The 13,832-nt window shown below is 72.5% G+C and carries 15 protein-coding genes; 4 read left to right on the top strand and 11 right to left on the bottom strand.

What is annotated here, in order from left to right; genetic code table 11:
• Positions 1-43: 43 nt before the first annotated feature.
• The 4 genes from GT358_RS07865 to leuC form a co-directional block, all read right to left on the bottom strand.
• Positions 44-1,174 carry an endonuclease/exonuclease/phosphatase family protein gene (locus GT358_RS07865; protein WP_371416248.1) on the bottom strand — a complete coding sequence of 377 codons (1,131 nt, stop codon included), beginning with the start codon at positions 1,172-1,174 and terminating at the stop codon, positions 44-46.
• Positions 1,171-2,004, bottom strand: coding sequence for a hypothetical protein (locus GT358_RS16655; protein ID WP_243730779.1), 834 nt, complete (start codon positions 2,002-2,004; stop codon positions 1,171-1,173). Before GT358_RS16655 ends, GT358_RS07865 begins: the two co-directional genes overlap by 4 nt.
• 247 nt (positions 2,005-2,251) lie before the next feature.
• Entirely contained in the window at positions 2,252-2,857 is a 606-nt protein-coding gene (leuD, locus tag GT358_RS07870; protein ID WP_166582064.1) for a 3-isopropylmalate dehydratase small subunit, read from the bottom strand.
• 9 nt (positions 2,858-2,866) lie between these two features.
• Positions 2,867-4,306: a 3-isopropylmalate dehydratase large subunit gene (leuC, locus tag GT358_RS07875; RefSeq protein WP_166582065.1), complete on the bottom strand. Its 1,440-nt coding sequence runs from the start codon at positions 4,304-4,306 to the stop codon at positions 2,867-2,869.
• Positions 4,307-4,683: 377 nt separating this feature from the next.
• Between leuC and rsfS the strand changes: the two genes are divergently transcribed.
• Together rsfS and rlmH are read left to right on the top strand one after the other, a co-directional pair.
• Positions 4,684-5,103 carry a ribosome silencing factor gene (gene rsfS, locus GT358_RS07880; RefSeq protein WP_166582103.1) on the top strand — a complete coding sequence of 140 codons (420 nt, stop codon included), beginning with the start codon at positions 4,684-4,686 and terminating at the stop codon, positions 5,101-5,103.
• 25 nt (positions 5,104-5,128) lie between these two features.
• Positions 5,129-5,599 carry a 23S rRNA (pseudouridine(1915)-N(3))-methyltransferase RlmH gene (rlmH, locus tag GT358_RS07885; protein ID WP_166582104.1) on the top strand — a complete coding sequence of 157 codons (471 nt, stop codon included), beginning with the start codon at positions 5,129-5,131 and terminating at the stop codon, positions 5,597-5,599.
• 38 nt (positions 5,600-5,637) lie between these two features.
• Here the strand turns inward: rlmH and ruvB are convergent, their stop codons facing one another.
• The 3 genes from ruvB to ruvC all read right to left on the bottom strand — a co-directional run bounded on the left by ruvB (position 5,638) and on the right by ruvC (position 8,035).
• A complete protein-coding gene (gene ruvB / locus GT358_RS07890) occupies positions 5,638-6,654 on the bottom strand; it encodes a Holliday junction branch migration DNA helicase RuvB (protein WP_166582066.1) in 1,017 nt (338 codons plus the stop codon).
• Positions 6,655-6,770: 116 nt separating this feature from the next.
• Positions 6,771-7,463 (bottom strand): Holliday junction branch migration protein RuvA, encoded by a 693-nt coding sequence (gene ruvA, locus GT358_RS07895; RefSeq protein WP_166582067.1) that lies wholly within the window; start codon positions 7,461-7,463, stop codon positions 6,771-6,773.
• Positions 7,460-8,035 carry a crossover junction endodeoxyribonuclease RuvC gene (ruvC, locus tag GT358_RS07900; RefSeq protein ID WP_166582068.1) on the bottom strand — a complete coding sequence of 192 codons (576 nt, stop codon included), beginning with the start codon at positions 8,033-8,035 and terminating at the stop codon, positions 7,460-7,462. The genes ruvA and ruvC overlap by 4 nt, the downstream gene beginning before the upstream one ends.
• A gap of 185 nt (positions 8,036-8,220) precedes the next feature.
• Between ruvC and GT358_RS07905 the strand changes: the two genes are divergently transcribed.
• The gene (locus GT358_RS07905; RefSeq protein WP_166582069.1) at positions 8,221-8,406 is read left to right on the top strand and encodes a DUF1127 domain-containing protein; all 186 of its coding nucleotides are present in this window, start codon (positions 8,221-8,223) and stop codon (positions 8,404-8,406) included.
• A gap of 64 nt (positions 8,407-8,470) precedes the next feature.
• Here GT358_RS07905 and GT358_RS07910 read toward each other — a convergent pair whose 3' ends face one another.
• From GT358_RS07910 to GT358_RS07925, 4 genes are all read right to left on the bottom strand, one after another.
• Positions 8,471-8,824, bottom strand: a complete 354-nt coding sequence (locus GT358_RS07910; RefSeq protein WP_166582070.1) for a hypothetical protein — start codon at positions 8,822-8,824, stop codon at positions 8,471-8,473.
• A 70-nt stretch (positions 8,825-8,894) separates the two neighbouring features.
• Complete coding sequence (locus tag GT358_RS07915) at positions 8,895-9,785, bottom strand: 50S ribosomal protein L11 methyltransferase (protein ID WP_166582071.1); 891 nt, start codon at positions 9,783-9,785, stop codon at positions 8,895-8,897.
• Between the two features lie 32 nt (positions 9,786-9,817).
• The gene (gene msrA, locus GT358_RS07920; RefSeq protein WP_166582072.1) at positions 9,818-10,480 is read right to left on the bottom strand and encodes a peptide-methionine (S)-S-oxide reductase MsrA; all 663 of its coding nucleotides are present in this window, start codon (positions 10,478-10,480) and stop codon (positions 9,818-9,820) included.
• A gap of 63 nt (positions 10,481-10,543) precedes the next feature.
• Positions 10,544-12,754: a primosomal protein N' gene (locus GT358_RS07925; RefSeq protein WP_166582105.1), complete on the bottom strand. Its 2,211-nt coding sequence runs from the start codon at positions 12,752-12,754 to the stop codon at positions 10,544-10,546.
• A gap of 346 nt (positions 12,755-13,100) precedes the next feature.
• Here GT358_RS07925 and GT358_RS07930 point away from each other — a divergent pair, with 346 nt between their 5' ends.
• Complete coding sequence (locus GT358_RS07930; RefSeq protein WP_166582073.1) at positions 13,101-13,826, top strand: DUF484 family protein; 726 nt, start codon at positions 13,101-13,103, stop codon at positions 13,824-13,826.
• Positions 13,827-13,832: the final 6 nt, after the last annotated feature.

A 13,832-nucleotide genomic window follows, 5' to 3' on the forward strand; every position in this document is an offset into this window, starting at 1 on the left:
TTGCGGCCGCCCCTCCCCGCTCGCCGGGCGGCCCGCGCCGGGGCTAGCCCCCGCCTCCGCCGGGGTCAAGCGACGGGCCGGGGGGCGCCAGGTCCACCCAGACCGCCCGGTGCGGGCCCGCGGCGGCGACGGTTTCGGCCAGGGGATCGTCCGGCGGCGGCCAGAGCACCCCCGAGTCCAGCACGGCCCATCCGGCCGAGGGGAGGACGTAGGAGACGCGCAGGTTGCCCGGCCCCCCCTCATCGGGCCCCGGCCAGTCGGCGGTGTCGAGCGCGGGGTCCCCCCCCTGCCCCGGATCGGCCGCCAGCCGCCCCCCGTCCGAGGCGGGGCGCGGGTCCTGCAGGCGCCCGTCCCCCAGCAACGCCGCGATCGCCCCCTCGGGCCCCTCGCCGTCCGCAGGGTCGAGGTTGGCCAGTCCCAGGAGCACGAAGGGTCCCCGTGGCGGGGGAACGGAGAGCGCGCCGTCCAGGAGGCGCAGCCAGACCGCCGCCTCGTCGGCGGCGCGCAGGCCGTTGCGGTCCTCGGGCCCGTCGAAGACGGGGGGTGTGGCGGCCCAGGCCCCGATCGTGAAGGAGCCGCCCGGCGCCTCCACCTCGACCAGCCAGTGACCGGTGCTGGAGAGACGCTGGACTGCCCACGCAGCCTCGGACGGGAAGGGGCTGCCATCCGGGTGCCGGGGCAGACGGGCCCCGGGCAGATCGCGCCAGAGCAGCGGCGTCAGGTCGGCGATGCTGCGCAGGGGCCAGCGCGACAGGATCGCGAGGCCGCCGCTGCCGGGAAACCGGCCGTAGCCCTGCGCATCGCGCGGACCCGATCGGCCGTCGCCGTCGAGGTCGAGCCCCGTGGTCAGCCCCGCATTGGGTCGGGCCGCAAAGCGGTGCGGATAGGACAGGCCCGCCTCCTCCAGCCTGTCCGCGAGGGCGGCGAGCGCGGCGCCGTCGCCGTCCCAGTCGACGCGCGTCAGGACAAGAAGATCCGCCCGCAGCGCGAGAAGGCCCGCGATGGCCGCGTTCGCCTGCGAATCGTCGCCGCGCAGGATGGCGCGCAGCAGGAGCCCGGGCCCGTCGCGGGTGAAGGATGCACCCCAGGTCGCGACCCGGATGCCCTCGGCCCGGGCCGGACCGCCGACCAGTCCGGCCAGAAGGGCGATCAGGGCGAGCGCGGCCCGGATCAGGCCGGCTGGAGACGGCCGGGCGTTCCGTCGCCGCGTGCGCGCTGGGCGGCCAGGATGTGCGCCAGCCGGAGAAACGCGAGCCCGCGCATCGCAAAGCTTGCCGGAAGAAGCGACCATGCTGCCACCATCCAGGCCAGAGCCGCCGGGGACGAGGGCAGCCTGCTGCCGACATCGCCGAGGATCACCGTTACCGGCAGCAGGAATGGCAGAAGAAATCCTAACACGAGGTTAACATGAGCCTCGCGCATCAGGCGCCCGCGAACATCCCCGCCTGCAGCCGGATCGAAGCGCGGCAGGTTGATCCAGATGTTGAAGGGCGCAGGGCGGGGCCATCCGCCCATGATCAGCACCAGACCGAACACCGCGACCATGCCGAGCGACAGGGCATAGCTGACCGCGAGGGCCGCGCGCAATCCCGGCACGGACGCCGTCTCGGACCCGAGCGCGATCAGCGCCAGATGCACCGGAGAGCCCGGCCAGCCGAGCCAGAGGCCCAGGCGCTCGCCCAGCACCTGCAACAGCAGGCCGGATGTCGCGTCGGGCGGCATGGGACGCAGCATGACGCAGATCAGCAGAAGGGACGCAAAGGCCGTGGCGGCGCGGAGGCGGTTGAAGGGCGGGGCGTCGCGGAACTCGACCAGCGAGGGGGCGCGCCCGCCATATTCGCTCAGGGTGAACAGCGCGACCACGAGCACGGCCAGCGCCGCCAGCTGCGCCCCTTCCGCCGTGGCCGTCCCCAGAACGCCTTGCGGCAGGGCCACCAGCAGCGCCATGACGGCAGCCCGAAGCCACGCCCCTGCCGCCCGCGACACTCCCCCGTGCACGCCCATGCGATCACCACCCGATGTGCTCGGCCGGGGCGGTTGGTCCGACCCTCGTCCGGAGCCCTGCGCCGTCCGGGAATCGGACGGCCTGCCTCAATCTCGCCCCAATCGTGCCGCGGCAGCGCCTTCGCTTCAACCTCGCAGTCTCGTGAGCGGCGGCGGGCGGGCCGATTTCCGGCCCCTCGTGGCATCGGCGCCACCATCCGGCCGCCCGGCCACCCGTGGGCGGCCCGGCGTCCGGGCGGCGATCCCGTCAGACCCAGGGACGTTCGGCGGCGACGCGGCGTTCGAAGGCGGCGATGGCGGGAGCCTTCTCCAGCGTGAGCCCGATGTCGTCGAGCCCGTTGAGCAGGCAGTGCTTGCGGAACGGGTCCACCTCGAAGCGGATCACCTCACCGTCCGACAGGGTGATCGTCTGCTCCTCGAGGTCCACCTCCATGCGCGCGTTGGACCCCTTCTCGGCGTCGCGCAGGCAGCGGTCGCGCTCGGCCTCGGGCAGGACCACGGGCAGGATGCCGTTCTTGAAGCAGTTGTTGAAGAAGATGTCCGCAAACGAGGTGGAGATCACGCAGCGGATGCCGAAATCAGCAAGCGCCCAAGGGGCGTGTTCGCGCGAGGAGCCGCAGCCGAAATTGTCCCCCGTCACGAGGATCGAGGCCTCGCGCCATGCCGGCTTGTTGAGCACGAAGTCGGGGTTCTCCGTGCCGTCGGGATGGTAGCGCATCTCGTCGAACAGGTTCTTCCCCAGCCCCGACCGCTTGATGGTCTTCAGGAACTGCTTGGGGATGATCATGTCCGTGTCGATGTTGACGAGCGGCATGGGCGCGGCGATGCCGGAATGGCGGACGAACTTCTGCATGGCTCTCCCTCAGGCCGGAACCGCGTCGCGTGCCACGTGGCGGACATCGGCAAGCCGGCCCGTAACCGCCGCCGCCGCGGCCATGGCCGGGCTCATGAGGTGGGTGCGGCCGCCGCGGCCCTGCCGGCCCTCGAAGTTGCGGTTGGAGGTCGAGGCGCAGCGCTCGCCGGGGCGGAGCTGGTCGGGGTTCATGGCCAGGCACATGGAGCAGCCTGCGAGGCGCCACTCGAAGCCCGCCTCCTTGAAGATGCGGTCGAGACCCTCCTCCTCGGCCTGCGCCCGCACGAGGCCCGATCCGGGCACGACCATGCCCCGCACCCCCTCGGCGATGCGGCGGCCGCGCAGCACGGCCGCGGCCGCGCGCAGGTCCTCGATGCGCCCGTTGGTGCACGAGCCGATGAACACCGCGTCGATGCGGATGTCCTCCATCCGCGTGCCGGGCTCGAGTCCCATGTACTCGAGCGAGCGGCGCGCGGCCTCGACCTTGCCGCCCTCGAACTCCTCGGGATGGGGCACGCGGCCGGTGATCGGGACCACGTCCTCCGGGCTGGTGCCCCAGGTCACCACGGGGGCGATGTCCTCGCCGCGAAGGGTCACGACCTTGTCCCAATGCGCCCCCTCGTCCGAGCGCAGCGTGCGCCACCAGGCGAGCGCGGCCTCCCACAGCGCGCCCTTGGGGGCGTGGGGACGGCCGCGGACATAATCGAAGGTCTTGTCGTCGGGCGCGATCAGGCCGGCGCGCGCGCCGCCTTCGATGGCCATGTTGCAGACGGTCATGCGCCCTTCCATCGAGAGCGACCGGATGACCTCGCCCATGTACTCGATGACATGACCCGTGCCGCCGGCCGTCCCCGTATGGCCGATCACCGAGAGCGTGACGTCCTTGGCGGTGACGCCAGGGCCGAGGCTTCCGGTGATCTCCACCTTCATGTTCTTGGACTTCTTCTGGATCAGCGTCTGGGTGGCAAGCACGTGCTCGACCTCGGAGGTGCCGATCCCGTGCGCGAGCGCGCCGAAGGCGCCGTGCGTGGCCGTGTGACTGTCGCCGCAGACCACCGTCATGCCGGGCAGCGTCCAGCCCTGTTCGGGGCCGACGATGTGGACGATCCCCTGCCGGATGTCGGTGACGGGATAGTAGTGGATGCCGAACTCGCGCGCGTTGCGGTCGAGCGCCTCGACCTGGATGCGGCTTTCCTCGTTGTCGATGCGCGCCTCGCGGCCCTCGGTGGTGGGCACGTTGTGGTCGGGCACGGCGATGGTCTTGCCGGGGGCGCGCACGGTGCGGCCGCTCATCCGCAGCCCCTCGAAGGCCTGCGGGCTGGTCACCTCGTGAACGAGGTGGCGGTCGATGTAGAGGAGCGCGGTGCCGTCGGGCTGCTCGTCCACGAGATGCGCGTCCCAGATCTTGTCGTAAAGGGTGCGCGGGCGGGAGGGGGTCTGGCTGGACATGGGTCCGCTCCGGTGAAGATCGGCAGATCGGGATGGTCGGTCAGGCAGAAGCGGGCGGCCGCTCAGAGATGCGCGCGCACGCCGCGGAACGCCCCGACGAACCGCCAGGGCAGCCGGTCCCGGTCGCCGATGTCGAAGATGCGCCGCATGGAGGCGACCCATACACCGCACGGACCGGCCGTTCAAGCGCGCCTGCTCCGTTCGGGGCGGGGCGATGCGCGATGCCGGGCCGGTCTGAGCGCCAGCCCGCAAGGCCGCACCGGCTTTCCTTGAGACGAGGGGGGTGCGATGCTATCTAAGGCTCAGGCGGCCGCCTCTGCCGGGACGGACGCCGGCCCGCGCCGGGGCTGCCGGCGCCCGATCGGAGGGATCTTCTCCTGACACCCGACCCTGCCGCGGCCTCTCCGGCCGCCGTCCCGCCGACCCAAGCGGCCCAGCCCGCGAGCGAGGTCCTCCTGGCTGCCGTCCTGGCCTCGCTGGAGGACGACAAGGCCGAGGACATCGTCACCATCGACCTGCGCGGCCGCTCGGAGATGGGGGACTTCATGGTGATCGCTTCGGGGCGATCGACCCGACAGGTTTCCGCCATCGCCGAGCATCTCGCCGAGAGCCTGAAGGCGTCGCTGGGCATCCAGGCGCGCATGGAAGGCAAGGAGGCGGCCGACTGGGTCCTGATCGACACGGGCGACGTGATCGTGCACGTCTTCCGGCCGGAGGTGCGCGACTTCTACCAGCTCGAGAAGATGTGGCTGCCGCCGGGGGCGGCGCGCACGGCCGGCAGCGCGCCGCGGGCCTGATTCCGCCCGGGCCGTCTGCCCCGTGCTGCGTCTTCACGTCCTGGCCGTGGGCCGGCTGCGGGCGGGAGCGCCCGAGCGGCGTCTGTTCGACGACTGGCAGGCCCGGTTCGACCGGACGGGTCGTTCCGTGGGCCTCGGCCCGCTGATCGAGAGGGAGGTGGAGCCGAAAGCGGCCGGCGCCGCGGCCGAAGCCGAGGCCCTGGGCCGGGCCATTCCCCCGGATGCGCTGACCGTCGCTCTGGACGAGCGGGGGCGTGTCCTGTCGTCCCCGGACTTTGCGGCACGCTTGGCCGCCTGGCGCGACGAAGGCCGGACGGACGCGGCCTTCCTGATCGGCGGGGCGGACGGCCTGCGGGCCGATCTGCGCGACCGCGCGGACCTTGTCCTGTCCTTCGGGCCGATGGTGTGGCCGCACATGCTGGCCCGCGCCATGCTGGCCGAGCAGATCTACCGGGCCGCAACCCTCCTGGCCGGCCTGCCCTACCATCGCACCTGATCCGCCCGACCGGGCAAGGGGCCCCGGCGGGGGGGTGCTCACCCGAACAGGTCGGTCTGACCGCGGGGCGCCTCGAGTCCCAGATGCCGGAAGGCGGAAGCCGTCAGCATCCGACCCCGGGGGGTGCGCTGGATCAGGCCCTGCTGGAGCAGGAACGGCTCGATCACTTCCTCGATGGCATCCCGCGCCTCGGACAGGGCGGCCGCAAGCGTGTCCACGCCGACCGGCCCGCCCATGTAGCTTTCGGCGATCAGCCGGAGATACCGCCGGTCGCCGGCATCGAGACCCGATCCGTCCACCCCGAGACGCGTCAGGGCACGGTCCGCGATCTCCCGCGTCAGGCGACCGTCGCCCTCCACAAGGGCGAAGTCCGCCACGCGGCGCAGGAGGCGCCCCGCAATCCGCGGCGTGCCCCGGGCGCGACGGGCGATCTCGCGCGTGCCGTCCGGCTCGGCCACCACACCCAGAAGCCGCGCCGCGCGCGTGACGATCTCCTGCAGTTCCTCCACGGTGTAGAACTCGAGCCGGACAGGAATGCCGAAGCGGTCGCGGAGCGGCGTCGTCAGAAGACCCAGCCGGGTGGTCGCGCCCACAAGGGTGAAGGGCTGCAGTTCGATCCGCACGGTGCGGGCCGCCGGCCCCTCGCCGATCACGAGATCGAGCTGGAAGTCCTCCAGAGCGGGATAGAGCACCTCCTCGACCACGGGGCTCAGGCGATGGATCTCGTCGATGAAGAGGACGTCGCGCGCCTCGAGATTGCTCAGGATCGCGGCCAGATCGCCAGCCTTGGCCAGCACGGGCCCCGAGGTCATCCGAAAGCCCACCCCCAGCTCGCGCGCCATGATCTGCGCCAGCGTCGTCTTGCCGAGGCCGGGCGGGCCGTGAAACAGCGTGTGGTCCATCGCCTCGCCGCGCATCCGGGCCGATTCGATGAACACGCGGAGGTTGGCCCGGGCCTCGGCCTGCCCGACGAACTCCTCCAGGCGCTGCGGACGCAGGGCCTTGTCGGGCGCATCGTCGGGCTGCGTGGCGGCGGAAAGAAGGGGATCGGCCATGAAGGGGATCTAGCGGTTCCCGCTCCGTTCCGCCAGAGGCGCCCGGTTCCGCGCCGGCAACGTCTGTCGCGAGGGCGGGCGCGGGGGGCGACCCGGATGCCTCGCCACCCCGGATCTCACTCCCGCGGGGCCAGAAGCCGCAGCGCCCCCCGGATCAGGCCGGGCGTGTCGAGGTCCCGGCCCGCCTCTGCGGCCCGCGCCACGGCCTGCATCGCCTCGGCCGGCGCATAGCCGAGATGGCCCAGGGCCGACAGGGCCTCGGCCTGGGCCAGGGCAGCCGGGTCCGCGCCGCCACGCGGGAACACGGGCGCGGACGGCTGCCGGGGAGGCGTGTCATCAGGTCCAGCGGGCTCGGGAGAGGGTAGGTCGTCCGCCACGCGACCGGCCAGCCCTGCCATGGCCATGACGGCCGGGGCGCGATCGCGCAGTTCGTTGGCAATGCGCTGGGCCATCTTGGGACCCACTCCCCGCGCGCGGGCCAGCACGGTCCAGTCGCCCAGGGCGATCGCACGGCCCAGAGCCTCGGGCCCCAGCGCGCCCAGAAGCGAGAGGGACACCTTGGCCCCCACGCCCTGCACCGTCAGCAGCAGGCGGTGCCATTCCTTCTCGGCCAGGGTGGGAAATCCGTAGAGGGTCCAGCGGTCCTCGGCCACCTGGAGGTCGGTCCAGAGGGCGACCGTCTCTCCCGGTCGCGGCAGGGCCGCGAGAACACGCTCGGAGACGTGGACGATGTAACCCACGCCGCCTGCTTCCACGATGACGTGATCCGCACCCCGGAAGAGAAGCCGCCCGGCCACGCGACCGATCATCGCTCCCGCTCCTTCAGCATGCGGGCGAGATCGGACTGCGCGAGGCGAGCACGCTCCGCGATCTGCCGGTCCTCGGCCCTCTCGATGGCCTCCGCCAGATGGCGGCGGGACTGGAGATGGTGGGCATGGCAGATGGCGACGGCCAGCGCATCGGCGGCATCCGCACCTTCGGGAAGGGCGCCGGGCAGATGGAGCCGGACCATGTGGCCGATCTGCTCCTTGTGGGCGTGGCCCACGCCGACGACCGCCTTCTTGACCGCCGTTGCCGCATATTCGCCCACGGGGATACCTGCGAGCGCGGGAACCAGGAGGGCGACGGCCCGCGCCTGACCCAGCTTGAGGGTGCCGGCCGCATCCTTGTTGACAAAGGTCTGCTCCACCGCGGCGTGGTCCGGGCGCTGCGCCGCGACCACGGCCTGAAGCCCCTCGAAGAGAACGAGAAGCCGCGCCGCGAGCGCCCCCTCGCCCGACCGGAGCGTGCCGTGCGCGACATGGCGCAGGCGCGGCCCTTCGACCTCGATGACGCCCCAGCCGGTGGCGGTCAGGCCCGGATCGATCCCGATGATACGCAACCCGCCCCTCCCAGCGCCCCCTGCGGACTAGCACGAAAGGGGAACAGCAGGAAGGGCCGAGGTCGTCCGGCCTGCGTTGCAGGGCGTGCATGACGGGGTTGCGGCGCGTCCCCCTGCCAGTCCGGGACAGGGCCCCTTATCTGGCGGGCATCCACCGACATGCGATTCATCCGGGACCGACGGCCATGACGACGTTCGATACCACCATTGTGCGCAAGCCCCGCAATCCCCTGTCCGCGCTGCTCGGGGCATGGCGCGACTGGCGCGATGCCCGCGCCACGCGCGAGATGCTGCGCCATCTGACGGCGCGCGAACTCGACGACATCGGCCTGACCCGCGCCGATGTGGAAGCCATGACCTGGCGGCGCTGACAACCGGCTTCCGCCTGGAAGACACGATGCGGGCCGCCTCCGGGCGGCCCTTGGCGTTAACGGCTCAGAAGCCGGCCATCCGGGCGAGATCGGCCGCCACCGTCGCTGCCAGCCGGGTGGCCGCGTCGGCGGTCATGACCCAGGCACCCGCGCGCTCGAGCAGGCTGCCGCCCTCGAGCACGGCCAGCCGCGCCGCGTAGGTCTCTGCGCCCAGAAGGGCGAACAGCGCGACCTTGAAGCCCCATGCCAGGAAAACCAGGGCAGCGAGGCTGCGCCACGGGAAGGGCGGGGCCAGGCGCCGGCGTGGATGGGCCGTGATCAGGCCCGTCTGGTCGATCCGGTAGCGGATGCCGTCCGTCATGCGCGCATGCTTGCGCACAAGGGACTGGATGCGGCGGTCGAAGCTGGCTTCGGCCATGGGTGCGGTCCTTCCAAGCAGAGCCCCCACCCTGCTTTCGTGGCCAAGGTGAAGCCGAAATCGGGCAAGATCAAGGCGCCAGACCCGAAAACGCCCCGTTTTCGCCGTTTCTGCCCAGAACCAGCGTCGCCCAGTCGCCAATCTCCTCTGCGGCGAGATGATTGATCCCCATTCGCGCATAGGCGGCCAGGACGGCAGGGGCCTGTTCGCGCAGCAGACCCGAGAGAATCACGTGTCCACCGGGGGCACAGGCCGCCGCCACGGCGGGGGCGAGATCGATCAGCGGCCCCTTGAGGATGTTGGCGAGCACCAGATCGAACGGACCTGCCAGCGACGGATGGTCGAAGCCCGCGGCCGTCACCGTCTCCACCCGATCTTCGAGCCCGTTGGCCTGCAGGTTCGCCCGCGCCGTCTCGATCGCCACCGGGTCGATGTCGGAGGCGACGATCCGGGCCTCGGGCCAGAGGCGCGCGGCAGCCATGGCCAGCACGGCCGTGCCCGTCCCGACGTCCGCAATCGCGCGGGGGGCACTGCTCTGCTCCGCGAACTGGTCGAGCGCCCGCAGACAGCCCAGCGTGGTGCCGTGATGCCCCGTGCCGAAGGCGACCGACGCCTCGATCAGCAGAGCGATCCGGTCCTCGGGGACGCGATGGGCATCGTGCGAGCCGTAGAGAAAGAACCGCCCCGCCTCGACGGGGGGCAGTTCGCGCCGGACATGGGCGACCCAGTCGACGTCCGGCACCTCCGAGACGGCAAAGGGCCTCGCCCCATGCGCGGCGGCCAGCAGCGCCAGCGCGACCTCGTCGGGACGATCGACGAAATGGGCGCCGACCTCGAACCGGCCCGAGCCGTCCTCGATCTCGAAATGACCGATCGCGAAGGGTCCGAGCGCCTCGAGGGCGGCGGCAAGGCGCTCGGCGGCCGCCTGGCCCGGCAGCGTGGTGAGGGCGGAGAACATCATGCCCTGCCGCCTAGGCGTGCCGCTGGGCCGCGTCAACGGGCGGCCGCGATCCCGACACCCACCGGGCAGGCGACCCCCGTGCCGCCGACGCCGCAATACCCGCCCGGATTCTTGTGCAGATACTGCTGGTGATAGTCTTCGGCCATGTAGAAGGGACCAAGCGGGGCGATCTCGGTGGTGATGGGCCCGTAGCCGGCTGCGCGAAGCCGCGGCTCGTAGGCGTCGCGCGTCCGCTCTGCCGCCTCGCGCTGCGCTTCCGAGGCGTAGAAGATGGCCGAGCGGTACTGGGTGCCGCGGTCGTTGCCCTGGCGCATCCCTTGGGTCGGGTCGTGGCCTTCCCAGAAGACGCGCAAGAGTTCCTCGTAGGTGATCGCGCGCGGGTCGAACAGCACCCGGACGACCTCCGCATGACCCGTCCGGCCGGTACAGACCTCCTCGTAGGTGGGGTTGGGGGTGAAGCCGCCGGCATAACCCGCCATGGTGGCCCGAACCCCCGGCAGGCGCCAGAACATCCGCTCCACCCCCCAGAAGCAGCCCATGCCGAACACCGCCTCCTCCAGCCCCTCCGGCACGTCGAGGGAGAGGGGGGTGCCGAGGACGGCATGGGTCGTGGCGGTGGGGATGGGCCGGTCGCGGCCGGGCAGCGCCTCCTCGGGGGTGACCATGCGGGACTTGTCGGCAAAGAGCGAGAACATGCGTCGTCTCCTGTCGGGGGGATGGGGCGGATATAGGCGTCCCGCTTCCGGCTTGGGAGGCGCTCACAGAAAGCTTTGCGGGTCCACGTCCACGGTCAGGCGCAGGTCGTCGCGCCCGCCGGTGCGGACGGGGGCGATCCACTCGGCCACGGCGGCCTGGACGGGCGCGGCGCGGGGGGCGCGCACCAGCAGGCGGACGCGGTGGCGGCCGCGGATGCGGGCGATCGGGGCAGGCGCGGGGCCCCAGACCTCGGCGCCGATACGGCGCAGGGGCTCGGCCTCGCGCGCCAGACGCGTCGCCGCATCCATCGCGGCCTGGGCACTCTCCGAGGACAGGATCAGCGCCACGAGCCGCGAGAAAGGGGGCATGCCGGCCATGCGCCGCCCCTCGGCCTCGGCCCGCCAGAAGCCTTCGTCGTCGCCCCGCAGGATGGCCTCGATGACGGGGTGGTGGGGCTGGTAGGTCTGGAGCAGCGCCTCGCCGGGACTGTCCGCGCGGCCTGCCCGCCCCGAGACCTGGCGCAGGAGGGCAAAGGTCCGCTCGGCCGCCCGCAGGTCGGAGCCATAGAGGCCGAGATCGGCGTCCACCACGCCGGCCAGCGTCAGCCTGGGGAAGTTGTGTCCCTTGGCCACGAGCTGGGTTCCGATCACGATGTCGGCCGCCCCTTCGGCGATCTGCTCGATGGCCTCCTTGAGCGAACGCGCCGAGCCGTAGAGATCAGAGCTCAGCACCGCCGTGCGCGCGGCCGGAAAGAGCGAGGCCACCTCCTCGGCCAGACGTTCCACGCCGGGGCCCACGGGCGACAGCCGCCCCTCGGCGCCGCATTCGGGACAGGCGAGCGGGATGGGCTGGGTCTCGCCGCACTGGTGGCACTGGAGGCGGCGCTGGAAGCGGTGCTCGACGAGGCGGGCGTCGCAATGGGGGCAGCCGATCTGGTGGCCGCAGGCGCGGCAGAGCGTCACGGGGGCGTAGCCGCGCCGGTTGAGGAACAGAAGCGACTGCTCCCCGCGCTCGAGCCTCCGGGCCACGGCCGCGGCGAGGGTGGGCGAGACCCAGTTGCCGCGCGCGAGCTCCTCGAGGCGCATGTCGATCGCCGTCACCCTGGGCAGGACGGCAAGGCCCACGCGCGCGGGCAGCATCAGGCGCGCGTACTTGCCCGTCTCGGCGTTCCACCAGGTCTCGAGGCAGGGGGTGGCGGAGGCGAGGATGACCTGCGCCCCCTCCGTGGCGGCGCGCAGCACCGCCATGTCGCGGGCATTGTAGAGGACCCCGTCTTCCTGCTTGTAGGAGCCGTCATGCTCCTCGTCCACGACGATCAGGCCGAGGTCGCGGAAGGGCAGGAACAGCGCCGAGCGCGCGCCGACCACGAGGCTCGCGCCCCCCTCGGCCGCCTGGCGCCAGAGGCGTCGGCGCTCGCTCTGGGTGATGCCGGAATGCCACTCCGCCGCGGGCGCCCCGAACCGGGCCTCCACACGCTGGAGAAAGGCCCCCGTCAGCGCGATCTCGGGCAGCAGGACCAGCGCCTGGCGGCCCTGGCGAAGCGTCTCGGCCACCGCCTCGAGATAGACCTCCGTCTTGCCCGATCCCGTGACGCCGCGCAGCAGCGTGGTGCCATAGGCGCGCCCCTCCACCGCGATGCGCAGCGACGCCGCGGCGAGCATCTGGTCCGGGGTGAGCGCGACGCCGGAGCCGGACAGGTCGAGCGGGGGATAGGGCTGGTCGCGCGGGGCCTCGGCCTCCTCGACGGCGCCCGCCTCCACGAGGCCGCGCACGACGGACGTGCCGACCCCGGCCGCCTGGGCCAGTTCCGAGAGGGTGAAGGCGAGGCCCGGATGCGCGCGCAGCACCCGCAGGACGCGGGCCCGCGCCTCGGTCATGCGCGGCGGCTCGGCGGGACCCAGGCGATAGACGTGCCGGGTCGCGGGCCCCTCCGTCAGGCCGGGCGCGCGGGTGGCGAGGCGTACCATCGCCGGCAGCGGCGTCAGCGTGTAGTCGGCTGCCCGGCCCAGGAACTCGCGGAACGGCGCACGCAGGGGCGGGGCGTCGAGAACGCGGCCGATCGCGCGCAGACGGTGGGCCGGAACCTCTCCGGTGCCGCGCCCCCAGACCACGCCCACGATCCGGCGCGGGCCCAGCGGCACCTCCACGAAGGCGCCGGGGGACACGCCGCCTTCGGGTGCGGCATAGTCCAGCAGGCGGTCGAGCGCGCCCAGGGGCAGCACCCCCACCCGCTCCCCCGGCGCGAAGCGTCCTTCCTCCGGCGGCGGCACCATGCGCCAGGCCGGGGGCGCGGAAGCCCGAGATCCGCCCTCGGCCGACGCAGCCTGCCCTCCCCGCTCCGGCTCGACCTCGCCAGGCAGATCGAGGCCGAACGGATCGCCCTCCGCATCCGCTTCGGGGAGCGGACCGGACGCACGTCGGGCCTTGCGGGATCTGGGCATCGGCAGGCTCCTGTGGTTCGCGTTATGTTCCAAGGCCGGACGCGATGCAAGCCCCCCGGGCGCGGCGGAGACGCCACGAGCCTGCGGTTCCCTGCGGGGTCCACCCTTGCGCCCCCTGTCAGCGTGGTGCGGGCCTGCTAGGGTGTGGCCCGGACCGATGCCAGACCGGAGAGACGCCATGTCTTCACGCCCCCGGCCCGATGACGACGAAGCCTTCCGGGAGGCGCTTCGACAGGCGATCCTGCGCGATCCCGCCCTTCTGCTCGACGATTCCGAGCTGATGCGGGCGCTGGTGGCGGCCAACGACCGTGCGATGGGCCCCAACGTGGTGGATCTGCGGGGTCTGGCGATGTCGCGCCTCGAGGCGCGGCTCGACCGGCTGGAGGACACCCATCGCTCGGTGATCGCAGCCGCCTACGAAAACCTGGCGGGTACCAACCAGATCCATCGCGCGGTCCTGCGCCTGCTCGAGCCCGCCACCTTCGGGGAGTTCCTGCAGGATCTGGGCGGCGACGTGGCCGCGATCCTGCGCGTGGAGTCGCTGCGCCTCGTGCTCGAATCCGCGCAGGCGGCGGAAGCGCCCCCGCCCGAACGCACGGGGGGGGTGCTCGCGGTGGAGGAGCCCGGCTTTGTCGAGGCCTATCTGCGCATGGGTCGGACCGGCCCGATCAGGTCCGTGACGCTGCGCCAGATCCGCCCGGAGGACGGCCGCGTCCACGGGGAGCGTGCGGCGGACATCCGCTCGGAGGCTTGCCTGCGGCTCGATCTCGGCGAGGGCGTCCGGCCCGCGATGCTGGTGCTCGGGTCCGAGGATCCGCACCACTTCTCGCCGCAGCAGGGGACGGACCTTCTGGGTTTCTTTGCCGGGGTCTTCGAGCGGACGCTTCGCCGCTGGCTCGGCTGAGGCGCG

Origin of the sequence: Rubellimicrobium sp. CFH 75288 (genome assembly GCF_009904055.1) — a bacterium.
Classification (GTDB): Bacteria; Pseudomonadota; Alphaproteobacteria; order Rhodobacterales; family Rhodobacteraceae; genus Rubellimicrobium.